17 protein-coding genes are annotated in these 23,459 nt (G+C 73.4%); 11 read left to right on the top strand and 6 right to left on the bottom strand.

Going from position 1 to position 23,459, the window contains the following annotated elements; translation table 11 throughout:
- The 3 genes from QCN29_RS11780 to QCN29_RS11770 all read left to right on the top strand — a co-directional run.
- Window positions 1–823 (top strand): ATP-binding cassette domain-containing protein (locus QCN29_RS11780; RefSeq protein WP_279927804.1); only part of this gene is annotated, 823 nt, incomplete at its 5' end.
- Between the two features lie 326 nt (window positions 824–1,149).
- Complete coding sequence (locus tag QCN29_RS11775; RefSeq protein ID WP_279927816.1) at window positions 1,150–1,992, top strand: ECF transporter S component; 843 nt, start codon at window positions 1,150–1,152, stop codon at window positions 1,990–1,992.
- Window positions 1,993–2,336: 344 nt separating this feature from the next.
- Window positions 2,337–2,738 carry an aggregation-promoting factor C-terminal-like domain-containing protein gene (locus QCN29_RS11770; RefSeq protein ID WP_240139505.1) on the top strand — a complete coding sequence of 134 codons (402 nt, stop codon included), beginning with the start codon at window positions 2,337–2,339 and terminating at the stop codon, window positions 2,736–2,738.
- 217 nt (window positions 2,739–2,955) lie between these two features.
- Here QCN29_RS11770 and QCN29_RS11765 read toward each other — a convergent pair whose 3' ends face one another.
- Window positions 2,956–4,128: a steroid 3-ketoacyl-CoA thiolase gene (locus QCN29_RS11765; RefSeq protein WP_279927803.1), complete on the bottom strand. Its 1,173-nt coding sequence runs from the start codon at window positions 4,126–4,128 to the stop codon at window positions 2,956–2,958.
- 352 nt (window positions 4,129–4,480) lie between these two features.
- Between QCN29_RS11765 and QCN29_RS11760 the strand changes: the two genes are divergently transcribed.
- A complete protein-coding gene (locus QCN29_RS11760; RefSeq protein ID WP_279927802.1) occupies window positions 4,481–5,773 on the top strand; it encodes a cytochrome P450 in 1,293 nt (430 codons plus the stop codon).
- Between the two features lie 216 nt (window positions 5,774–5,989).
- Here the strand turns inward: QCN29_RS11760 and QCN29_RS11755 are convergent, their stop codons facing one another.
- From QCN29_RS11755 to QCN29_RS11745, 3 genes are all read right to left on the bottom strand, one after another.
- On the bottom strand, window positions 5,990–6,328 hold the full coding sequence (locus QCN29_RS11755) for an antibiotic biosynthesis monooxygenase family protein (RefSeq protein WP_240139502.1): 339 nt from the start codon (window positions 6,326–6,328) through the stop codon (window positions 5,990–5,992).
- Window positions 6,329–6,342: 14 nt separating this feature from the next.
- Window positions 6,343–6,531 (bottom strand): hypothetical protein, encoded by a 189-nt coding sequence (locus tag QCN29_RS11750; protein WP_398859174.1) that lies wholly within the window; start codon window positions 6,529–6,531, stop codon window positions 6,343–6,345.
- Between the two features lie 84 nt (window positions 6,532–6,615).
- On the bottom strand, window positions 6,616–7,293 hold the full coding sequence (locus QCN29_RS11745) for an O-methyltransferase (protein WP_279927801.1): 678 nt from the start codon (window positions 7,291–7,293) through the stop codon (window positions 6,616–6,618).
- A 418-nt stretch (window positions 7,294–7,711) separates the two neighbouring features.
- Between QCN29_RS11745 and QCN29_RS11740 the strand changes: the two genes are divergently transcribed.
- The 6 genes from QCN29_RS11740 to QCN29_RS11715 all read left to right on the top strand — a co-directional run bounded on the left by QCN29_RS11740 (window position 7,712) and on the right by QCN29_RS11715 (window position 18,670).
- The gene (locus tag QCN29_RS11740) at window positions 7,712–9,730 is read left to right on the top strand and encodes a bifunctional glycosyltransferase 87/phosphatase PAP2 family protein (protein WP_318036706.1); all 2,019 of its coding nucleotides are present in this window, start codon (window positions 7,712–7,714) and stop codon (window positions 9,728–9,730) included.
- Between the two features lie 292 nt (window positions 9,731–10,022).
- On the top strand, window positions 10,023–11,456 hold the full coding sequence (locus QCN29_RS11735) for a DNA-binding response regulator (protein ID WP_279927798.1): 1,434 nt from the start codon (window positions 10,023–10,025) through the stop codon (window positions 11,454–11,456).
- A gap of 201 nt (window positions 11,457–11,657) precedes the next feature.
- A complete protein-coding gene (locus QCN29_RS11730; RefSeq protein ID WP_240139811.1) occupies window positions 11,658–12,011 on the top strand; it encodes a CU044_2847 family protein in 354 nt (117 codons plus the stop codon).
- Window positions 12,008–14,149: a VMAP-C domain-containing protein gene (locus QCN29_RS11725; protein ID WP_279927797.1), complete on the top strand. Its 2,142-nt coding sequence runs from the start codon at window positions 12,008–12,010 to the stop codon at window positions 14,147–14,149. Before QCN29_RS11730 ends, QCN29_RS11725 begins: the two co-directional genes overlap by 4 nt.
- Window positions 14,150–14,169: 20 nt before the next feature.
- Window positions 14,170–15,180 (top strand): AAA family ATPase, encoded by a 1,011-nt coding sequence (locus tag QCN29_RS11720; RefSeq protein WP_279927796.1) that lies wholly within the window; start codon window positions 14,170–14,172, stop codon window positions 15,178–15,180.
- Window positions 15,173–18,670: an SAV_2336 N-terminal domain-related protein gene (locus QCN29_RS11715; RefSeq protein WP_279927795.1), complete on the top strand. Its 3,498-nt coding sequence runs from the start codon at window positions 15,173–15,175 to the stop codon at window positions 18,668–18,670. The genes QCN29_RS11720 and QCN29_RS11715 overlap by 8 nt, the downstream gene beginning before the upstream one ends.
- Window positions 18,671–18,711: 41 nt before the next feature.
- Here the strand turns inward: QCN29_RS11715 and QCN29_RS11710 are convergent, their stop codons facing one another.
- Window positions 18,712–20,760 carry an MDR family MFS transporter gene (locus QCN29_RS11710; RefSeq protein ID WP_279927794.1) on the bottom strand — a complete coding sequence of 683 codons (2,049 nt, stop codon included), beginning with the start codon at window positions 20,758–20,760 and terminating at the stop codon, window positions 18,712–18,714.
- Between the two features lie 160 nt (window positions 20,761–20,920).
- Here QCN29_RS11710 and QCN29_RS11705 point away from each other — a divergent pair, with 160 nt between their 5' ends.
- Window positions 20,921–21,916 (top strand): peptidoglycan-binding domain-containing protein, encoded by a 996-nt coding sequence (locus tag QCN29_RS11705; RefSeq protein ID WP_279927793.1) that lies wholly within the window; start codon window positions 20,921–20,923, stop codon window positions 21,914–21,916.
- Between the two features lie 157 nt (window positions 21,917–22,073).
- Here QCN29_RS11705 and QCN29_RS11700 read toward each other — a convergent pair whose 3' ends face one another.
- The gene (locus tag QCN29_RS11700) at window positions 22,074–23,375 is read right to left on the bottom strand and encodes a serine hydrolase domain-containing protein (protein ID WP_398859173.1); all 1,302 of its coding nucleotides are present in this window, start codon (window positions 23,373–23,375) and stop codon (window positions 22,074–22,076) included.
- Between the last annotated feature and the right edge of the window lie 84 nt (window positions 23,376–23,459).

The following is a 23,459-nucleotide window of genomic DNA, read 5'->3' as shown; positions in this document are numbered from 1 at the left end:
CGGAGGCGCGGCCGTCGGAGGCGCGGCCGTCGGAGGCGCGGCCGTCGCGCCGCACGGGCCCGCCTCCCCGGGCGGGGCGGTCGCGCAGGCCGTCGGGCTCGGGGTGCGCCGCGGGCGGATCGAGGCGCTGCGAGGGGTCGACCTCGCCGTCGCGCCGGGCGAGACCGTCGCGCTCATGGGGCGCAACGGGGCCGGCAAGTCCACCCTGCTGGCCACCCTCGTCGGCATGATCGAGCCGACGTCCGGCAGCGTGGCCGTGGGCGGCCGCATCCCGCACCGCACGGGCCCGCGGGAACTGATCCGGCAGGTCGGCCTGGTGCCGCAGGAGCCGAGGGATCTGCTGTACGCGGACACGGTGGCCGCCGAGTGCGCGGCGGCCGACGCGGACGCGGGCGTCGCGCCCGGGGCCTGTGGGGCCCTGGTCGGCGCGCTGCTGCCGGGAGTGCCGGACGACGCCCATCCACGGGACCTGTCCGAGGGCCAGCGCCTCGCGCTGGCGCTCGCGGTCGTGCTGACGGCCGGGCCCCCGCTGCTGCTGCTCGACGAACCGACCCGCGGTCTCGACTACGCGGCCAAGGCCCGACTGGTCGGCGTGCTGAAGGGCCTGGCCGCCGAGGGCCACGCCATCGTGCTGGCAACACATGATGTGGAGCTGGCGGCAGAGCTGGCGCACCGGGTGGTGATCCTCGCGGACGGCGAGGTCGTCGCGGACGGCCCGACCCCGGAGGTCGTGGTGTCGTCTCCCGCCTTCGCCCCGCAGACGGCCAAGATCCTGGCGCCTCAGCCGTGGCTCACGGTCGCCCAGGTCCGGGAGGCACTGTGATCGACGACCCGATGCGGACGACGGGCCGGGCCCCGGACCTCTCCGCCCCGGCTGACCCCGTCACCCCCGGGGCAACCGGACCCGCCCGAGCGGCGGCGCCCGGTGCGGCGGCGCCGTCGCCATCCGGCCCGGAATCACCACCCGGCCCGGAATCACCACCCGGCCCGGAGCGGGCCGATGCCCCCGACCCCGATCCGGCCCCTTCGCCGAAGGAGGCCCGCGCCGGCAGGCGGTCGCGCGAAGAGGACCCCGCGGTGACGGATCGCCCACCGACGGCGGACCACGCCGCCGCCGAAGGACGCACGCCCGAAGCCGACCCCGCGGCGATGGATCGCCCGCCGAAGGAGGCCCGCACCGGCGGGCCCGCGCGCCCCATCCGTCTCGGCCCCCGCTCCGTCGCCGCACTGGGGCTGATCTCCGCCATCGGGGTCGTCGCCTTCGGCTGGCCGCTGCTGGCGGACGCGGACAGCGCGGTCACCGATCACGCCGCCGACGCGCCCTGGCTCTTCGGGGCGCTGCTGCCGCTGCTCGTCGCCGTCGTCGTCGCGACGATCGCCGACACCGGCATGGGCGCCAAGGCGGTGGCGATGCTCGGGGTGCTCGCCGCGGTCGGGGCGGCGCTGCGTCCACTGGGCGCGGGCACCGCCGGCCTGGAGCCGATGTTCTTTCTGATGGTGCTCAGCGGCCGGGTCCTCGGCCCGGGCTTCGGCTTCGTCCTCGGCTCGGTCACGATGTTCGCGTCCGCGCTGCTCACCGGCGGGGTCGGCCCCTGGATGCCGTTCCAGATGCTGGCGATGGGCTGGTTCACGATGGGCGCGGGGCTGCTGCCCGCCCCGCGCGGGCTGCGCGGCCGCGGCGAGGTGTTGATGCTCGCGGGATACGGCTTCCTCTCCTCCTTCGCCTACGGCACGGTGATGAATCTCCAGGGCTGGGTGCTGCTGCAGTCGACGATGAGCAGTTCGGTCGCCTTCCACCCGGGCGAGCCGGTGCACGAGAACCTGGTGCGCTTCGTCGCGTACTGTCTGGCGACCTCGCTGGGCTGGGACCTGGGCCGGGCCGCGCTCACCGTCGTGCTGACCGTGCTGCTCGGCTCCACGGTCCTCAAGGCGCTGCGCCGTGCCACGCGGCGCGCCGATTTCGAGGCGCAGGTCACATTCGAGCCGCGCTGAGCGGCCGTTGAGCGGGCCCCGAAGAGTCCCGGGCGGGTGAGCCGTCTCACGGGACGTTGGCCCTCTACGGCCCGGCTTCGTAGCCGTGCGGGCGGGCCGAGAGGCCTTCCGACCCCGCCTCCACCAGGCGAAATGCCCCCTATACCAGGGTCGGGAAATTTGCCCCGTACTTCCCGTTCCGCCTCGTATCTCCGTAGTGAGCCCGCTCACGGCGCGGGCCCCGCCGCCTGCTTTACAACTGTCCGGGTCGCCAGGCGGCGCAGGGCTTCGAGCCCGGCGTACGAGCCCCGCTCAGCCACGCCGCTCATGGCGACGAACCATGCCCCCCGACGTTAGGTATCGCTTTGACCCGCTCGCTGATCAACCGCTTCACCGCCCGCCAGAAGACCGTCGTCGCAGGCGCCGCTGTGCTCCTGGGTGCGGCAGGCGCGGTGATGGGGTCGACCACGACGGCCGCCGCTGCGACCCCGCAGCAGATCGCCAAGCAGATGATGCCCGCCGGCCAGTTCAAGTGCTTCAGCAACATCGTCGAGCGTGAGTCCGGCTGGGACCACACCGCCACGAACCCCTCCTCGGGTGCGTACGGCCTGGTGCAGGCCCTGCCGGCCTCGAAGATGGCCTCGGCGGGCTCCGACTGGAAGACCAACCCGAAGACCCAGATCAAGTGGGGTCTGGACTATATGAACGACCGCTACGGCAGCCCGTGCGGCGCCTGGAAGTTCTGGCAGGCGAACCACTGGTACTGAGTCTGGCCCCGAGCCGCTGACGGCACGGCCCGGTGAACGAGGGCCCCGGCGGCCGACCATTCCCTTGGTCGGCCGCCGGGGCCTTTCGCATATGGGGCGCGACGCGGCACGAAGCACCTCGGCCGACGCATCACGGCACGACGCGCACCCCGGCGGGACGCATCACGGCACGACGCACCGCAGCACGCCGCAGCGGGCAGGCCGCAGCACGCCGAGGCTACGACAGTCGCTGGATGATGGTGCCCGTCGCCAGCGCCCCTCCCGCGCACATGGTGATCAGGGCGAACTCCCGGTCCCTGCGCTCCAGCTCGTACAGGGCCGTGGTGATCAGCCGTGCGCCCGTCGCGCCCACGGGGTGGCCCAGCGCGATGGACCCGCCGTTCACGTTGACCTTCTCCAGGTCCTGCTCGAAGACCCGGGCCCAGCTGAGCACCACGGAGGCGAACGCCTCGTTGATCTCGACCAGGTCGATGTCCTTGAGCGACATGCCCGCCTTGCCGAGCACCGCGCGGGTGGCGTCGACCGGGCCGTCGAGGTGGAAGTGGGGGTCCGCGCCGACGAGGGCCTGCGCGACGATGCGGGCGCGCGGCTTGAGCTTGAGCGCTCGGGCCATGCGTTTGGACGCCCACATGACCGCCGCCGCGCCGTCGGAGATCTGCGAGGTGTTCCCGGCGGTGTGCACCGCCGTGGGCATGATGGGCTTGAGCCTGCCCAGGGCCTCCATACTGGTGTCCCGCAGCCCCTGGTCGCGGTCGACCAGCCGCCACATGCCCTGTCCCGCGGCCTGCTCCTCCTCCGTGGTGGGGACCTGGACGGCGAAGGTCTCCCTCTTGAAGCGCTCCTCGGCCCAGGCGGCGGCCGCGCGCTCCTGCGAGATCAGCCCCAGCGCGTCGACGTTCTCCCGCGTGAGCCCGCGGCGGCGCGCGATGCGCTCCGCGGCCTCGAACTGGTTGGGCAGATCGACGTTCCACTCGTCCGGGAAGGGCTTTCCGGGACCGTGCTTGGAGCCGCTGCCCAGCGGCACTCGGGACATCGCCTCGACGCCGCAGCTGATGCCCACGTCTATGACGCCGGTCGCCACCATGTTGGCGACCATATGGCTCGCCTGCTGCGAGGAGCCGCACTGGCAGTCGACCGTGGTGGCGGCTGTCTCGTACGGCAGCCCCATCGCCAGCCAGGCGGTGCGCGCGGGGTTCATGGACTGTTCGCCGGCGTGCGTGACGGTGCCGCCGACGATCTGCTCGACGCAGTCGGCGGGGATGCCGGTGCGGCCGAGGAGTTCACGGTAGGTCTCGCCCAGGAGATAGGCGGGGTGGAGATTGGCGAGCACCCCGTGCCGTTTTCCGATGGGGGTGCGTACGGCTTCGACGATGACGGGTTCCGCGGCCATAGAGCTTGTCCTCTCCTGCGCATCCGCGCATGGGTGCGCATCGGCGGGGGCGTCCCGGCGCCACACCGCGAGCAAAGCTTGCCGGGAGGGGCACTAGTACACGTTCTAGTTCTCTCAGCAGTCTGGAGAGGCTTACCCGCGGTACGCAAGGCCCGTGCACGCCCTCCGCACGCCCGTGCACACCATTTCCGCGCAACAGTTGCCGCCGCGACTCTTGCCACTTGCAGGGCCCGTTACTACCTTGCGACAAATCTGATGGGTCGTCAGACAGTCCGCGTCGCGCCCGCGTCCGGCCGGCGGGGGCCACTTCCGCACCGGCAGCCCGACGCCGCCGCCAGTCCTGGAGTCGCCCATGCCCCCCTGCCCCCGCCTTCCCCAAGGATTCGACTTCACCGACCCCGACCTGCTCCAGTCCCGTGTCCCGCACCCGGAGTTCGCCGAGGCGCGCGGGACCGCACCCGTCTGGTGGTGCGCCCAGCCGACGGGGATCTCCGGGTTCCAGGACTCCGGGTACTGGGCCGTCACCCGGCATGCCGACGTGCGGTACGTCTCCACCCACCCCGAACTGTTCTCCTCGCACACCAACACCGCGGTGATCCGGTTCAATGAGTCGATCAGCCGGGACCAGATCGACGTCCAGAAGATGATCATGCTCAACATGGACCCGCCCGAGCACACCCGGGTCCGGCAGATCGTGCAGCGCGGCTTCACCCCCCGGGCGGTGCGCTCCCTGGAGAACGCGCTGCGCAGCCGCGCCCGCTCCATCGTCGAGACGGCGCTGCAGAGCGCCGGGAAGCCGGAGGACGGGAAGCCCGAGGGCGGGAAGCCGGGGGGCGGCGGCCGCAGCTTCGACTTCGTGACGAACATCGCCGTCGAGCTGCCGCTCCAGGCCATCGCGGAGCTCATCGGCGTACCGCAGGAGGACCGCGCCAGGATCTTCGACTGGTCCAACAAGATGGCGGCCTACGACGACCCGGAGTACGCCGTCACCGAGGAGATCGGCGCCGAGGCCGCCCTGGAGATCGTCTCGTATGCGATGAACCTCGCCGCCGCCCGCAAGGAGTGCCCGGCCGAGGACATCGTGACCCAGCTCGTCGCCGCGGAGGGCGAAGGCAATCTCTCCTCCGACGAGTTCGGCTTCTTCGTCATCCTGCTGGCGGTCGCGGGCAATGAGACCACCCGCAACGCCATCAGCCACGGCATGCACGCCTTCCTCACCCACCCCGCCGAGTGGGAGCTCTACAAACGGGAACGTCCCCAGACCGCGGCCGAGGAGATCGTGCGCTGGGCGACGCCGGTGGTCGCCTTCCAACGCACCGCCACACAGGACGTCGAGCTGGGCGGAGCACGGATCGCCAAGGGCGACCGGGTGGGGCTCTTCTACTCCTCGGCCAACCACGACCCCGAGGTCTTCGACCGTCCCGAGGTCTTCGACATCACACGGGACCCCAACCCCCACCTGGGTTTCGGCGGCGGGGGCCCGCACTTCTGCCTCGGCAAGTCCCTGGCCGTGATGGAGATCGACCTGATCTTCAACGCGGTCGCCGACACCCTTCCGGACCTGAGCCTGGCGGGCGAGCCGCGGCGGCTGCGCTCGGCCTGGCTCAACGGCATCAAGGAGCTCCGGGTCAACGTGGGACTCTGACGCCGCCTCATACATGTGGGAGGCAGGGGCTCACCCCCTGCGCCCCGCCCCTGCCGCCCGCCGGCCCGTCCCGGCGCCCCGGGGAGAGGTGCCAGCCGCAGAGCGGCTGGCCTCCGCCGGCTCCAGCCGGGCGCCTCGGTGCAGTGCCCCTCCGCAGCGCGCCCGCGGAGGGGAAGCCGGGGGAGCCGAACGCCTCCGGAGTGAAGGTCCAGGCCGTCACTCGGCCGCGCGCGCCGCCGGGGCCGCCTGCTGGACCACGTCGAAGGTCCACACCGTGGAGTCCGTGGCCGCCGGCTTGGGGCGCTCGCCGGACTGGTCTCCGCGGCCCTGGTGGGCGGCGCGCATCGGACCCTCCATCCATGCCTGGAAGTCCGCCTCCGAGCGCCAGCGGGTGTAGACGAGGTACCGGTCGGTGCCCTCGACGGGGCGCAGCAGCTCGAACCACTCGAAGCCGTCGGAGTTCTCCACCATGCCCGCGCGGGAGGCGAATCGCTCCTCCAGAACCTCGCGCTGCTCAGCTGGGACGGTCAGCACATTGATCTTCACGATGCTCATGACGCCATCCTGCCCTACACCGAGCCGAGGTCGGTGCCGACCCAGCGCTCCGGGCGCACCCGGAAGACAGCCTCCTCGCCGTGTTCCTTCTCGGCGAAGGCGGCATGGCCGTCCACCGTGTCGGCGGGCAGAGTGCGGGCGGCCGGCTCCGTCAGCGGGGCCCGGCCGGACTCGCCGGAGTCGACCGACAGGGCCTGCGACATGAGGTGCCGTCAGAAGCTCTTCACGCTCCTTACGGGTCAGCGGCGCCGCCGGGCTCTCCGCGCTCGTCCGGATCGGGGAACAGGTCAGGACACCACGCGGACCAGCAGGAAGCCGTCGTACCCCTTGGTGCCCACAGTCTGCACCGCCGTGGCGTCCAGCCGCGGTTCCCGCGCCACCAGTTCGAACATCCTGCGGGTGGCCTCGATCGCCTCGTCGCCGCTGCCGTCCTCGGTCACCCGGCCCGCGCGCACCACGTTGTCCACGATGATCACGCCGCCCGGGCGGGTCAGCCGCAGCGCCCACTCCACATAGCGGGGGTTGTTCTTCTTGTCTGCGTCGATGAAGACCAGGTCGAACCGGTCCGGCTCGCCCAGCTCCGCCGCGATCTCCGGAAGGGTGTCGAGCGCCGCGCCCGTGCGCACCTCGACGATCTTGTCCAGTCCGGCGGCGGCGATGTTCGCCCGGGCCACTTCCGCATGGGCGGGGTCGTACTCAAGGGAGATCAGCCTGCCGCCGTCCTGCGGCAGCGCGCGGGCCAGCCAGATCGTGCTGTAGCCGCCCAGCGTTCCGATCTCCAGCACACGACGCGCGCCCTGCGTCCGCGCCAGCAGGTGCAGCAGCTTCCCCTGTGGGGCCGAGACGGCGATTCGCGGCAGGCCCGCGGCGTCGCTCGCCTCGAGGGCGGAGTCCAGGGCGGGGTCGTCCGGGATGAGCATGTCGGTGAGGTAGGCGTCGACGGCGTTCCACTGTTCCTGAGTCATGGCCTCCAACCTATGCCAGTTCGGGCGGGCGGACCGTTCGTTGGTTTCCGTCGGGACATCGCCCCGCCGGGGCGGAGGCATCGCCCCGGAGCAGGCGTCGGCCGGGGCGGAGGCATCGCCCCGGAGCAGGCGTCGGCCGAGGCGGAGACGTCGCCCGGGCAGGCGGTCGGCCCGCCGCCGCTCCGGGCCTTGCGGATGAGAGGTCACCCGGTCGGGCTTATCGTCTTGTATGTCTGCCTGCGATCACGGACTTCCGGTCAAAACGGGGTGACAGTCAGGCGAAGTGGGGGTTGCCTGAGTCTCTGCCTTGGGGAAGTGCAAGGCTCTACCGACTCGGGATCACAGACGTGGGGAGGCGCGGCGCGAGGTGGCGAACGCGGAGCACAGCGTGAACGGCAGCGCGACGACGGCATCGCGGATGGCCCTGGCCAGGGTTTTCCTCTGGGTCGTCGCCGCCGTACTCGCGATACGGCAGACAGCGGCCGTCCTCACGTCGCCGCCCGGCGAACGGCTCGTCGACCTGGAGACCTGGATCGGCGAGGGCGGCGTGCTGCACGTCAGCGGATCGCTGTACGACGCCGAGACGTTCACCGGCACTCCCTTCGCCGGCCTGGTCCTCAAACCGTTCGCACGCTCGGCAGAGCAGACGTTCGGAGTGGTGTGGACGTTCGGCACCCTGCTCCTCGTCGTCGCCCTCGGCCTGGTCGCAGCCCGCGCCCTGCCCATGCCCGTGTCCCGCCGCAGCAAACTGCTGGCCGCGCCCGTCGCGATCAGCCTGCTCATGCTGTCGCTGCCCGTGCGCAACAGCTTCCACCTCGGCCAGACCAGCATCATCCCCGTCCTGCTGGTGCTCCTCGGCTGCTTCGCGGCACGCGGAGAGCGGTCCGCCGGCCTGCTCATCGGCGTCGGCGCGGCCCTCCAGCCGACCGTGCTGCTCTTCGCGCCGCTGCTGTGGCTGACGGGCCGCCGCACCGCCGCCGTCAGCGCCGCCGGCACCTTCGCCGCCTGTTCCGCGCTCGCAGCCGCCGCGCTGCCCAGCGACTCGTGGACGTACTGGGTGCACCATCTCGCGGGCGCCGGGCTCGGCACTCGGCCCGACAGCCTCGGCAACCACTCCCTGCACGGCGCGCTCCTCCGCTTCGGCCTCGAAGGACCGCTGGAGATCGCCGTCTACACCGTCCTCGCCGCCGGCGTCTGCTTCATCGGGCTGCGCCGCGCAGTCCGCTACGCCCGCGACGGGCAGCTTCTGCTGGCCGTCGCGCTGACCGGCTGCGTCGCCGTCGCCGTCTCCCCCACCGCCTGGCAGCACCAGCTGCTGTGGGTGCTGCTCGCCGTCGTCGGCCGGGTCGGCAAGCGGGCCTCCGACCGGATGCTGTGGCCCGTGCTGATCGTGCTGGCGATGACGCTGCCGGGCAAGATGCTGCTGCCGAACCTCGCAGTGCTGCACCCCGTGCGGGACAACGCCCTGCTCATCGCCGCGCTCGCCGCCGCCTGCGCCGTACCCTTCCTGACGCTCGACTCCCCGTATTTCCGCCGGCCCGTGCCCACGCGGTACGCGACCCCCGTCGCCTCCCGCTGGCGCTTGGTGCCCCTGCTGCCGTTCTGGCGGCGCGTGCTCAGCAGACCGAACCTGCTGCTCGAACTGCTGGCGATAAGGGTCGGCTACTCCGTGTACTCGCAGATCCGCCTCGCTGCCACGGGCAGCGTCGGCGCGGCCGAGGAGCACGGCCGGCTGATCCTCTCCGTCGAGCAGGCGCTTGGCATCGACGTCGAGCACGCCGTCAACCAGGCGGTGGTCGAGATCGGGTGGGCGGAAGCCTTCTTCAACTTCTACTACACGTCGTTCCACTTCCTGATCCCGCTGACGATCCTCGGTATCCTCTACGCCCGCCGCCCCGCCGACTACCGATGGGCGCGCTCCTCGCTCGCCTTCGCCACGCTGCTCGCGCTGCTCGGCTTCTGGCTCTTCCCGCTTGCCCCGCCGCGCCTGATGCCCGGCCTGGGCTTCGTCGACACCGTCCACGGCCCGCAGGACCTCGCCAACCCCGACTACGGGGCGATGACGGCCGTCACCAACCAGTACGCGGCCATGCCGTCGCTGCACTTCGGCTGGTCTCTGTGGTGCGGTGTGGTGGCGGTCGTCCTCGCGCCCAAGCTGTGGATGAAGTTGCTGGGGCTGCTCCATCCGCTCTTCACGGTCTGCGCGATCGTCGCCACCGCCAACCACTGGGTGCTGGACGCGGCAGGCGGTGCGGCCGTCGTGGCGGCGGGATTCGGGCTCACATACGTGTTGTCCGGACGGCGGCGGCTGCTGCCGCTTCCGGAGGCCGGACGGGCAGGCCCGGGGGGCGAAGACGGAGCCGGCGAAGGCGGCGGCGGAGCGCGGGCCGCCGTGGGGAAGGACATGGCGCGGGCGGGCGCGGGCGGCACGGCGTAGCGCACGGGCCGCATCCCCGCCCCGCGCACGGCGTAGCGCACGGGCCGCATCCCCGCCCCGCGCACGGCGTAGCGCACAGACGTCACGCCCGGCGAAACGCACGAGCCACATCCCCCCGGCGCACCGCGAAGCACACGGGTGTCACGCCCGGCCCGGGAGGACGCCTCCATGGGCGGCCCCCCGGGTGGATCGCCGCGTTCCGTCAGGATCCGCCCCTACCGGCCGGTCCGCCACCCGGGGCCCGACCCGCCGTCCGCAGGCGGCCCCGCGCCCGGCGTGGTACAAGGGCGACATGGCCCCCACGGCGCCCCACGCGCCGCCCCTCGACCGCGGCCGCTCCGCCTTCGCACGGCGGGCGTGGCACGACGCCCAGGCGGAGCTGGCCGCCGCCGATCTCGCCGCTCCGCTGGGCCCCGAGGACCTGGAGCGCCTCGCCGTCGCCGGATATCTGGCCGGTGACGAGCTCGGCAGCGACGAGGCCCGGGTCCGCGCCCACCACGCGTGGCTGCACCGGGGCGATCGGCCGCGAGCCGCCCGCTGCGCCTTCTGGCTGGCCTACCGGCTCCTGGGCGCCGGTGACCTCCCGCGCGCGAGCGGCTGGGCCGGCCGGGCCCGCCGCCTGCTCGACGAGGACGGCCGGCCCGACTGCGCCGAGCGGGGATATCTGCGCTGTCTGACCGGCCTGCAGGCCCTCTTCGAGCGCGACGCCGCCCGCGCGTACGCCGCCTTCGGCGAGGCCTCCCAGGCCGGGGAGCGCTTCCGGGACCCCGATCTGCTCACCCTGGCCCGCCACGGTGCGGGCCGGGCGCTGATCCGCCTCGGCGGGACCGACGAGGGCAGCGCCCTCCTCGACGGGGCCATGGTCGCCGTCCAGGAGGGCGAGGTCTCCCCGGTGGTCGCCGGAGAGGCCTACTGCGGCCGCGTCGAAGCCTGCCGGGAGATCCTCGACGTACGGCGGGCGCGGACGTGGACCGAGGCCCTCGGCCGCTGGTGCGCGGGGCAGCCGCAGCTCGTTCCGTACCGGGGGCGGTGGCTGCTGCACCACGCCGAGACGCTGCACCTGCGCGGCAGTTGGACGGAGGCGCTGGCCGCGGCTCGCCGTGCCTGCGCGGTTCCGGGCGGGCCCGAGACCGCGGCCCGCTGCCTGCTGGGCGAGCTCCACCGGCTGCGCGGCGCGTACGGCGACGCCGAGGCGGGGTTCCGGCTGGCCGCGGACGCCGGAGCCGATCCGCAGCCGGGACTGGCCCTGCTCAGGCTGGCGCAGGGGCGCACGGACGCGGCCGTGGCGGCCGTCCTGCGGCTGGCGGGCGAGATGCCCGACGGCGGCGTCGAGCGGGCCCGCTTCCTGCCCGCGTATGTGGAGGTCATGCTGGCGTCGCACGACCTGGTGGCGGCGCGCGAGGCCTCCGAAGAGCTGACCGCGGTCGGCGCGCTGCTCGGCACGCCCCGGCCGCGGGCGGCGGCCGCGCAGGCGAGGGGCGCCGTGCTGCTCGCCGAGGGCGACGCGCGGTCCGCCGTTCCGGTGCTGCGCGGCGCCTGCGGCATCTGGTCCGAACTGGAGATCCCCTATGAGGCCGCCCGTGCCCGCACCACGCTGGCCCTGGCCTGTCGGGCGGCCGGCGACGCGGACGCGGCAGCGAGGGAACTCTCCGCCGCACGTGCGGAGTTCGCCCGCCTGGGCGCGGCCGGAGACCTGTTCCGGCTGGACGCCTCGACGGGCGGCTGAGACGAGTCCGGCGGCACACTCGCGGCGGGGAGGCCCGCGCGGCGTACTCGCCCGCACGGCCTGCCGCTGTGCCCGCGGCCGGGCGAAGCGACGCCGCCTCTTCGCCTGACAAGGTCACGCACCGTCGGCCACAATGGCCGTCTGCAGCACATCAGTCGACGTGCGGAGCGCGGCGCAAGGCGGGGGATCTCGGGGGACGGCATGGCATCACTGATGGAGTTCAGGACGGACGAGGGTGCGCAGGTCGTGGTCGAGGTCGACCGGCACGGCCCCGGCGCGAAGCTGGTGGCGCGTGACGGCAACTCCCTCGTCCAGGCCGGGCGGACCTTCGACGCGGCACTCGACGGCATACGCGCCGCCGCCGAGTCGGCGCTCGGCGTGTTCCGGGACGGGACGCTCAGGCCTGACGGCCTGGAGCTCGAATTCGGGGTGAAGCTCACGGCGGAGGCCGGTGCGGTGATCGCCAAGAGTGCGGCGGAGGGCCATCTGACCGTCCGGCTCTCCTGGTCGCCGCAGAGCGGCCGGGACCACGGCACGGCCGCCACGGCGTCGTGACCGGGCCCGCCGGCTGGCACGCCCGTGTCGACCTGGCCGGGTCGGCACTGGGCTCCGGGTTTCTGGTCTCCGAGCACCACGTGCTGACCTGCGCACATGTGGTGCAGCAGACGCGGGAGGCCGAGGTGGTGTTCCCCGGGGCGCCTGCCCTGGGACCGGTCCCGGCCACCGTTGCGGTGCGCGGGCCCTGGGCGGGACGCGCACAGGATCCCGGGGATGTCGCCGTGCTCGAGCTGAGCCGGCCGGTCGGGCTGACGCCCGCCGCCTTCGCGGGCCTCGAGGACGCCTATGGCTCTCCCAGCCCCAGGCTCGTCGCGCACGGCTTCCCCGACGGGTACGGCGAAGAGGGCGTGCAGAGCGAACTGCGCGCCACCTCCCGCCGGCTGATCGGCGACGAGTGGAGTCAGCTTGAGCTGTGGACCGGATACGGACAGCAGCCCACACACGGCTTCAGCGGGGCGGCGGCGGTCCTCGAGGAGGGCGGCACGGTCGTCGGCATGGTGTCGGCACACGACGAGACGGCGCGCAACGGCCGGATGATCCCGACGCGGGTCCTGGCCCGGCACTGGTCCCCGCTGGCGGAGCTGATCCCGACGCCGGGCTACGGACCGGAGGAGAAGCGCTCGCTGCGCGAACTCGTCGCACGGCTCCCCGAGCCCGGCGCGCCCGCGGTCGGCGAGCTGGTGCGAAGCTCGGCGGGGCCGCTGGGAGTTCAGCTGCTGCCGCCCATCGACAGCCTCTGGGCAGCCGCGTGGCTTCTGCTGTCGGAGACCCGGCCGAGCCCCGGGAACCTGCCCCTCGCCGACTTCGCCGTGCGGCTGGCCGACGCGAGCGAGCCCGCGCCTGCCGCGCTCGGACTGCGCGACTGGGCACGTGCGCACCGGGCCGCGCATGCCGCGCCCATGACGGCGGGCCGCGCCGACCACGGGCGGCGGGCTCACGGCGTCGAGGACGCCCTCGGCCCGCACGGTGCTGCCGCACGCGCCCGCGGTCCCCATGCAACGGAAGGTGCGCACGCAGCCCATGAGGCGGCACCCCCCGATGCCGGCGCGCATGATCCGGGCCTGCGAGCCATGGGCAACGCTCAGGAGCCGACGGCGGCGTCCTCCGTGCCGTCCGGCGCAATCGGTCCGCCGCCCTTCCCGCCGTCCCCCGCGCCGCCGTCTCCGCCGCCCTTCCCGCCGTCCCCCGCGCCGCCGTCTCCGCCGCCCTTCCCGCCGTCCCCCGCGCCGCCGTCTCCGCCGCCCTTCCCGCCGTCCCCGGCGGACCGGACGCGTTCGCTCGGGCAGGTGGTGGCTGCTCCTGGACCGGCCGCCGAACCCCGTCCGCGGTCGCCGATCCTCGTGACGGTCCGCCACAGCGGGGCCGACCGCAACGCGCTGCTGGTCGAGGTCGCGGCCTACCGCGACGGTCGACCACAGCTGATCGGTGAGCAGCGGCTGGCCAGGAACCGGGTCCGCGACTGGGTGCTGGCCCGCATCGACGAGGCGTTCGGCGCGATCGACGCGGCGGGCAGGGAACTGATCGCCTTCTCGCTTCCCAGGGACTGGATCAATCAGCCCGTGGACGAATGGCGGCGTCGCCAGGGCATGCGCACACCGCTCGGCTGCCATGCGCCCGTGGTCGTACTCGACCATGAGCGGCGGGCGAGTGAACTGCTGCAGTTCAAGCTGCGGAAGATGTGGGCCGTACTGGACGGCCGACCCGGCTCCGCCGTGCACCCGCTGCCCTGCGACCTCCCCCAGCGGCCCGAGCAGCTCTCGGTCCGGCTCCAGGACGTCTACGGGCCCGTGGGGTTGCCGCGTCCGCCCCGGTCGGCACGTGACAGGCTGCACCGGGCCGTGCTGGACGCCCCCGCCCCCATCGTGCTCTGGCCCCGCACCGGCTGCCCCGGTCCCGGCGGCGGCCGCGGGCCGTGCGGCGACGACTGCCGCGGCGGCGACTTCCTGCGGCGGCTGGGCGAGCGGCTCGCCGCCCTGCCGCCCGACGAACTCCCCGAGCAGGTCATGGAGTTGCGCAAGAGCGCCTTCACCCACGAAGGGCCGGAGCCCCACTGGGCGAAGGGCGTGTCCCTGGTCTGGGAGGATCCCCGCTGGTTTCCCGAGGCGGGGTGGCTGCGCCACTCCCCCGTCGGCTGACACGACTGGAGCGACGGCCTATGTCCCTGTGGCCCGTGTACCGCGGATCGGGCGAACCGCATGACGAGGTGACGCGGCTGCCCGCACCGCCTCCCTGGCGGGCGTTCGACGGCGGCCCGCCGCTGAGCAGGCCGGACGGGCCCGCGGAGTCCGCCGCTTCGCCGTTCCGGGCCCACCGCGCCGAGACCTACCGTCCCACCGACGAGGCGGTGCAACTGGTCAACGCGGCCCTTTATCTGCGCCGCCCTCTGCTGGTGACCGGCCCGCCCGGCAGCGGCAAGTCGAGCCTGCCCTACGCCGTGGCACGGGAGCTGCGCCTCGGTCCCGTACTGCGCTGGAACATCACCAGTCGCAGCACCCTCGCCGACGGGATCTACCAGTACGACCCGCTGTCCCGGCTGTATGCGGCGGGCCGCGGCCCCGAGGAGGCCGCCGACTCGCCGGCGGACCATCTGCGGCTGGGGCCGCTCGGCACGGCCCTGCTGCCCTTCGAACTCCCCAGGGTGCTGCTGATCGACGAGATCGACAAGAGCGATCTCGACCTGCCCAACGACCTGCTGCACGTCCTCGAAGAGGGGCAGTACGAGATCCCGGAACTGGTGCGGGCGGCACGCGAACAGGCGGAGGCGAGCGTCCTGACGGCGGACGCAGGGGAGCGGGTCGCCGTCCGCCAGGGGGTGGTTCACTGCCGTGCCTTTCCGTTCGTCGTGTTGACCAGCAACGGGGAGCGGGAGTTCCCTCCGGCGTTTCTGCGACGCTGTGTGACCCTCGCCCTGCGCCGACCGGACGAACGGCAGCTCCTGGACATCGTCCGCGCCCACCTGGGCGATGCCCTGGACGATGAGACCGTGCAGCTCGTGCAGCGGTTCCTGGAGCGCGGGCGGGACGGCGAACTCGCCACGGACCAGCTCCTCAACGCCGTCTATCTGACGCGCGCCGCGGGGCTCGACTCCCCGTCACGGCAGGAGCTGGCGACCCTGTTGATGTCCCATCTGGGCCCGGCCCTCGACCCCGTCGACGCGTATGACTGACGCGCCGGGCGAGGGCGGCGCCCGGGCGGTCGGCGCTGTCGACGCTGTCGGCACACTGGCGGGGCTGCTGCACCGGGCGTCCGGAGCGTCGCCGACGGGGCGGGAGCTGGCCGAAGTGCTGTGGCTGGCCCGCCATATGGACTCCGGCGACGCCCCGCCGGATCACCGGGAGCCGCGGCCCGGCGCCGGTGTGCGGCCCGCCGCGCGTGCACGGCGCAACGCCCGCCCGCTCGGGGAGGACCCGGCGCCTCCGTCCACGACGCCGGAACGGGTCCCGCTGCACGCCCCGCCCGCCGCCGCGCCGGCCGCCGTGCCGGGGGCGCCGGCGACAGCACCGATCCGGACCGCGGACGACGGTGCCGGTGACGGCGACGGCGACGGCGACGGCGACGGTGCAGGCGATGGCGGAGGCGGAGGCGGCTGGGAGTCGCTGCTTGCGCCCGCGCCGCCGATGCTGCCGCGCCGCCTCGCACTCCAGCGTGCCCTGCGCCCGCTGCGCCGCCGGGTGCGCAGCGCACACGGCTGGGAGCTGGACGCCGAGGGGACCGCGCACCGCATCGCGGCACTCGACGCACCCCGGGCGCTCTGGCTGCCGGTGCTCCGCGCCAAGCGGGAACGCTGGCTGCATCTGCGCTTCGTCTTCGACACCGGGCCCACGATGACGATGTGGCGTCCGCTGCTGCGGGAACTGCGCCGCGCCTTCGCACAGACCGGCGCGTTCCGCACCGTCGACACCGTGCGGGTGGGCCCCGACGGCGCCGCGCCGCGCGTCGGCTGGCAGGCGGGGCGGACCGCCGTCCTCGTGCTGAGCGACTGCATGGGCCCCCAGTGGCGGGAGGGGGAGGCGGGCGAGCGGTGGTACGGCAGCCTGCGCGACTGGGCCGACCGGTACCCGGTCGCCGTCGTACAGCCGCTGCCGGAGCGGCTGTGGCGGCAGACCGCCTTCGCTCCGGCGGCCGGGGAGTTCTCCTCGGCCGGGCCGGGCGCGCCGGGCGCTGCCCTGGCCTTTCTGCCCTACGCCAGCGGCCTTGACGCCGTCCGAGGGGCGGGCCCGCCCCTCGTTCCCGTGCTGGAGCCCTCGCCGCGGTGGCTGGGCCACTGGGCGAGGCTGGTGGGCGCGCCGAGCGGTGCGAAGGTCCCCGGCGCGGCCGCGGTCGCCGCGCCGCCGCCGGAGGAGATGCACCGCGCCTCCGCGGTCGCGGCGGACGCGCTGGACGCCGAGGGCCTCGTACGGCGGTTCCACGCGCTGGCCTCGCCTCAGGCGTTCCGGCTCGCCGCCCATCTCGCGGTCGGTGAGGCGCAGCTCCCGGTGATGCGGCTCGTCCAGGCGGCCATCGACCCGCAGCCGCAGCCGCAGCATCTCGCGGAAGTGGTGCTCAGCGGCCTGCTGACCGCGACGGGGCCGGCCGGCTCGGGCGCGTACGGCTTTCGCTCAGGGGTCCGTGAGCTGCTGCTGGGCATGCTGCCGAGATCGGCTCTCGCCGCGACGGCCCAGCTCCTGGGGGACGTCGGCCACCGGCTCGACGCTCTCGCGGGCACCGCCCCTGGAGAGTTCCGCGCTCTGGTCGCAGCGCGCCAAGGCTCCCTCACGACGGCCGGGGGCCGGTTCGCGCTGGTGAGCCGGGAGTCGTTGGGACTGCTGCGGGGTGCGGAGCCGGAGACTGACGGGGAGGCCGAGCCGGAGACGCTGTTCGAGGGGCGGTATGCACTGTCCCGGCTGAGCGCCGCCGCCGGAAACGCGGAGGTCTGGCGAGGGCATGACCGCGTGTTGGACCGGCCGGTCACCGTCAAGATCTACACGTTTGACGCCCGTGTCATGCCGGAGCGCTGGCGGGGCATCGTCGCCGACTTCGTCACCAGCGCGGGCGAGGCGGCCCGCATGACCGCCCAGGCCGTTCCACAACTGGCCGCCGTCTTCCACGGCTTCGAGGACCGCGGCCGTTGTGTGCTGGTGACGGAGCCGGTGGACGGCCCCACGCTGCGGCAGAGGCTGGGGAACTCGCCCCGGGGCCTGGCCCCCGAGCTGATCCTCGAGTGGGGCCGGGAGTTGCTGATCGGACTGGAGGCGCTGCATGCGGAGGGGCTGACGCACGGCGACCTCAACCTGGACAACGTCATGGTTCCTCCGGGGGGCGGTCCCGTCCTGTCCGACTACGGTCTGACGTGGCCGCCCGTCCTGGGTGACGCGCCCCGCTATGTCGCCCCGGAGCACATGGCCGCGCCGGCGGCCACGCCGGAAGGCGATCTGTACGCCCTCGGGCGGGTGCTGTACGAGGCGGCCACCGGATACGAAGAGCGGCTGCTGAGGCTCACGGCAGTCGAGGATCCACGACTCCGGGAGGCGATCTCGTATCTGGCGCACCCGGAACCCTCCGTGCGCTCTGTCGGCGCCGACCTGCTCCGCGGCACGCCGGCCCCGCCCTCGCACGACGCCCCGTCCTTCACGTACCGCGTACTCGGCAGCCCACTGGTCTGGAGCGCGGAGACCGCGCTGCATGTGCCGTCGGGATACCGGCCGGTTCTGGCATGCCTGCTGCTCGCCCGCGGCCAACCGCTTCGGCTCGACCGACTGCGCGACCTGGCCGACCAGGAGGGGGTCGAGCTGGAAGACGTGCTGGAGGGGCTGCAGAGGCAGGGGCACCGGCTGGAGATCGGCGACTCGTCCTGCGCCCTGCCCGTCGAGGGCGGCAACCTGGACCTGAACCTGCTGTACCGCCATGACGAGAACGCCCGGGCGGCCCTGGCCGCCGACGACCCGGTCGAGGCGCTGGCCGCGTACGAGGCCGGGATCGCGTGCTGGGGCGACACACCGCTGATGCATGTGCCGGGCGAGTGGGCCGCCGGGCAGCGCCGCAGTCTCCTCGAGATGAAGCGGACCAGGAGGCAGCGCCGCGATGAGCTGCGGCGCTCCCTTGAAGCCGACGAGTCCTTCTGGCTCACCATCGAGTTGGCGACCCTTCCGAACACGGCGGCCGACGATCTGGAACGCTCCGCACGGCTGCTGTACGCGGCGGCCCGCACGCTTCTCCCTTCTCTGCCGCCGACCCGCACACACTGGTTCGGCGCCGCCCCCGCGCATCTGCTGAGGCTGCGGCTGCCGGTGGACCACTCGCTGCCCGACGTCGCCCGCTGGGCGCTGGAGGAACTGCCTCAGCGGATGGCGGTCGGCATGCCCACAGGGGCCGTGCCGGCGCTGTTCAGGGTCATGGTCATGCGGTGGGACAGCCGGCGCGTCGACCTGGTGCCGCCCCATGTCGCCATTCCCCCGAGGGGGCTGACGTTCGCTTTCGGCGTGCCCAAGGCCGTCTACGAGGAGCTCACTCCCGGGCAGCGGCAGGGCTTCCGCCTGGTCCGGCCCGGCATATCCAGCCCGGTCGAGCACCTGAACGGGCGCTTCAAGGTGGTCGAGGTCGAGCTTCCGGCCCGGCCGGCCCCGCCCTCCCCCGGCGACCCCGGCTGGGCCGGGCCGCTGACCGGGGACGAGGGCTAGGACGGGACGCCCACGGCTCCACCGAGAAGTCGGCCGTCCGGTCAGCGCGAGTGGTCCCGCTTGGCCTCCCCCTCGTACGGGCGGTCGCCGTCCGAGCCGCAGAGTTCGGCGTTCAGTTCGTGGACCAGTTGGACCAGGTCCGTGGGGCGGTCCGGGCCCCACCAGTCGCCGAGGAGTTCGGACAGGGACTCCTCGCGGGCGTGGGAGAGGCGGCCGGCCGCCTCGACCCCCTCGTCGGTGAGCATCAGCTCCAGGCCCTCGCGGCGTGCCAGGCCGCGTTGCTCGATCTGGCGGGCGGCATCGGTGATCGTTCGCAGCGGCACGGGCGTGGTGTCGGCGAGGAGGGCGGGCTCCACGACGCCGTGGCGGCGGAGGCGCAGCAGCAGCCAGCCGGAGGCGGGGAGCAGGTCGAGGCCTGCGCGTTCGGTGATCCGGACGTAGATCTCGTGGCGGCCTTCGCGGGAGCCGAGCACCGACAGGGCCCGGGCCACCTCGGCGTGGGAGGAGCGTTCGACGGGGTTGGAGGCGAGTGTCTCGGTGGGCTCCGGCGCGGTCACGGAGGCGCGCAGCGGGTCCTCCTTGAGGAACCAGCAGACCAGGAAGGCGACGGCTACGACCGGTACGGCGTAGAGGAAGACGTCGGTGATGGAGGTGGCGTAGGCGTGCAGGACGTCCGGCCGGAGTTCGGCGGGCAGTTGCGCGATGGCGCGCGGGTCGGCGGCCAGTTCGTCCGCGCCCGCGTCCGGCGGCACCGGCTGCCCGGCCAGGGCGGCGGCGAGCTTTCCCTCGAGCCGGTTGGTGAAGACCGTGCCGAAGATCGCCACGCCGAAGGAGGCGCCGATGGAGCGGAAGAACGTCGCGCCGGAGGTGGCGACGCCCAGGTCCTCGTACCGGACGGCGTTCTGCACCACCAGCACCAGTACCTGTATGACGAGCCCGAGGCCCGCGCCGAAGACGAGGAAGTAGGTGCTCGTCTCCCAGGTCGGGCTGGACTCCTTCATCTGGTGCAGCAGCACCAGGCCGACGGCGGTGACGCCGGTGCCGGCGATCGGGAAGATCTTCCAGCGGCCGGTACGGCTGACGATCTGCCCGGACAGTGTGGAGGTGACCAGCATGCCCAGCACCATCGGCAGCAGGTACACCCCGGACATCGTCGGTGACACCCCCTGCACCACTTGGAGGAAGGTCGGCAGATAGGTCATCGTCCCGAACATCGCGAAGCCGACGACGAAGCTGACCACTGCGACCAGGGTGAAGGTGCGGATGCGGAACAGCTTCAGCGGCAGCACCGGCTCCACGGCCCGCCGCTCCACGAGGAGGAAGGCCACGAGCAGCACGACGCCGAGGACCGCGAGGGAGACGATCTGCGCCGAGCCCCACGTCCAGGTCATGCCGCCGAGCGAGGCGATGAGGACCAGACAGGTGGCGACCGAGGCGATGAGGAAGGTGCCCAGGTAGTCGATGGTGTGGCGGGTGGGGCGCGCCGGGATGTGCAGGACTGCGGCGATGACGGCGAGCGCCACGACTCCGACGGGCAGATTGATGTAGAAGACCCAGCGCCAGCTGAGGTGTTCGGTGAAGAAGCCGCCGAGCAGCGGCCCGAGCACGCTGGTGGTCCCGAAGACCGCGCCGAACAGCCCCTGGTACCGGCCCCGTTCGCGCGGCGAGACGATGTCGCCGACGATCGCCATGGACAGCACCATCAGCCCGCCGCCGCCCAGTCCCTGGATGCCCCGGTAGGCGATGAGCTGCGGCATGTCCTGGGCGACGCCGCACAGTGCGGAGCCGACGAGGAAGATGACGATCGCCGTCTGGAAGAGCTTCTTGCGGCCGTACTGGTCGCCGAGCTTGCCCCAGAGAGGGGTGGCCGCGGTCGAGGCGAGCATATAGGCGGTGACGACCCAGGAGAGGTGGTTCATCCCTCCCAGTTCGCTGACGATGGTCGGCAGGGCGGTGGCGACGATCGTCTGGTCGAGGGCCGCGAGCAGCATGCCGAGCAGCAGCGCGCCGATGGCGACCAGGACGCTTGGCCGGTTCTGCCCTTCCCCGGGGGCCGGGCCCACGGCCGGCGTGCTCGCTTCCTGGGCCATGCACGTCTCCTCGGGTCCGCCGCTCTCCTCGGGTGCGCCGCATTCCTCTCCATCGTGGTGGGTCTGGCCTGGTATGGCCTGCCGAGTACGGCAGGGCGGCGTGGTGCCTCCGGGACGGCGGGTTGCATAATCGCTCGCAATTCGAGGGAGGGGACCCGTGATGACGTCGAGCAGTTGTCCGGAGTGCGGCGCCGCGGCGCCGGCCGGCGCGGCGGGAGCGACGCGGCCGGGCTGCGACTGCGCCGTACGGGCGGCAGAGGCCATGCGCGCGCGGCGCCAGGCCGAGATCGACGCGGCGGAGGACTTCAATCCGCTGCGCGTCCGCCCGTATGTGACGCTCCAGGGTCCGCAGGCTCAGGAGGGGGAGCAGTTCGGGAGCGGCGCCGGCGGCGACGGCAGCGACGCCGCGACGGTCCAGATGCCGGCGGTGACGGCTTCGGCGGCGCCGCCCGCGCCCGTGCCGGAGTCCCCGGCGCAGGGGTCGCCGGAACAGGCGCAGGGGAGGTACGACGGGCCGTACAGGAGGACTTCCCGGCGGGCGGGCGGCGGCCGTCGCCGGCCGTCCGCCGCTCTGCTCATCGGCGCGGCGGCGCTCTGCGTGGCGGCCACGGCGGCTTTCGCCGGCGGCCTGTTCTCCGCGGACGCTCCCGAGGACCGCGCGCTGCCGGACCCCGAGAGCCCGGCGGCGAGCGTGAGCGACGCGCCCGCCCCCTCGGCGTCCGCGACGCCGTCCGCCTCCCCCTCCGCGAGCCTGTCGGCCTCGGCGTCCGCCTCCCCCTCGGCATCGCCCACGCCGTCCTCTGCGTCCTCGCCGTCGTCCGCGTCCGGCGGCAGCACCCTGCCGTCGGCACAGGCGGCCGAACCGTCCGCCGCCCCGTCGACCACCCAGGCGACGGGCACGGTCACAACGCCTCAGGCCTCGAATCCCGGCGGCGGCACGCTGCGGCGCGGCGACAGCGGCGCCGGGGTGCAGGAGCTCCAGCTGCGGCTGGCGCAGCTCGGGCTGTTCCAGGGCAGCCCGGACGGAGAGTACGACCGGGATGTGGAGAACGCCGTGCTGTTCTACCAGGAGGACCGGGACGTCGCGGGCGACCCCGACGGGGTGTACGGGCCGCAGACGCGAAGGGCCCTGGAGGCGGAGACGACAGAGGCCTGAAGCCGGGCTGAGGGCCGGACGCGGGGGCCGGGCGGGAGGGGTCCGGCCGGCCGGTTTTGCACCTCGCCCCGGATTTTGTACCATCGAAAAACAAAGTGGCTCCGCGCGCACTCCCTGACCGGCGCGTGGAGCCACTTGTGCGTTCGCGGGCCTCCGGTCAGCGCTGGACGTTCATGACCGCGCCGACGCCGTCCCGGAGCTCCGACCCCGGCCGCTTCTCCGGCTGAGCGCCGCAGTACTCGGCTTCGACCACGGACTGGGTGTCACCGCCCCAGTCGCCGTTCAGATTGAACGACAGGGAGTGCCGGCCGTCCCTGGTCGTGGTCGCCGCGGACAACGAGCCGTGGATGCCGCCGCTGTGACCCCAGACCTCCGTGCCGCAGGACAGCTTGCGCTTGAGCAGCCCGAGCCCGTAGCCCGCCTCCGGCCAGCCCTCCTCGTCGACCGGCACGGTGGTCAGCATCTCCTTGAGCTGCGCAGGCGGCAGCAGCCCGCCGCGCATCAGGGCGGAGTAGAAGCGGTTGAGGTCCGCGGAGTCGGAGATCATCTCTCCGGCCGCCCAGGCGCCGGAGGGGTTGAACTCCGTGACGTCGTAGGTCCGGCCGGAGGTGTCGTCGAACGAGAGCTTGGAGTATCCGCGCCCGCTCGGCCAGGGCATACGGGGGTCGGCGCCCGGCACACTGGTCGCACGCAGGTGCAGCGGCCGGATGATCCGGTCGCGGATCTCCTCCCCGTACGGCCGCCCCGTGACCTTCTCGACGATCATCCCGGCCAGCACATAGTTGGTGTTGGAGTACGACCAGTCCGCACCCGGCTCAAAATTCGGCTTGTGCCGCATCGCGACCGCCACGAGCTCCTCCGGGGTCGTGGTGTCGAAGCGGTGCTCGAAGAACCCCGGAGCGACGAAGTACGACTGCACCTCGGGGTCGGCGGTGTAGTTGTAGATGCCGCTGGTGTGGTTGAGAAGCTGACGAATGCTGATCTTCGTGCCGTCATGGCCGTTGCCGCGCACCAGGCCCGGCAGCCAGGCGTCGACCGTGTCGTCGAGCCGGAGCCTGCCCTCAGCCTCCAGCTGGAGCAGCGTCGTGGCGACGAACGTCTTGGTGATGCTGCCCACCCGGTAGCGGTCGTGGACCCCGCGCGGGCGCTGCGTACGGATGTCGCCCACCCCGGCGGCGCCGCCCCAGACGCGGTACCCCTCCCTGGCCTGGGCGGTCACGCCGGGGATACCGTGCTCGACCAGCGCGTCGAGGGCCTGCTGGGTGGCGCGGTGCGAGCCCCGTCCGGCCGCCGCGGGTTCCTGCGCCGCGGCGGCCGGCTGGACGAAGGCGACGGCCGCAAGGGCGGCGGCCGTGAGCCCCACGGTCGCGGCGCGTGCGGCGGTCGCACGCCGACGCGCGGAGGGGGGTGCGGATGCGGATGCGGCAGAGGATGCGGGTGCAGGTGCGGGCGAGGGCACTGCGGACTCCTTGTCACCGAAGGTCACCGTCGTCGATACACACGGCCGCGCGGCCGTGCATTCGATCACAAGGACTCCACGCGG

Source organism: Streptomyces chengmaiensis (assembly GCF_029846775.1).
GTDB lineage: Bacteria > Actinomycetota > Actinomycetes > Streptomycetales > Streptomycetaceae > Streptomyces > Streptomyces chengmaiensis.
The sequence above is the reverse complement of the archived record's forward strand: the minus strand, read 5'-3'. Positions and strand labels throughout refer to the sequence as shown.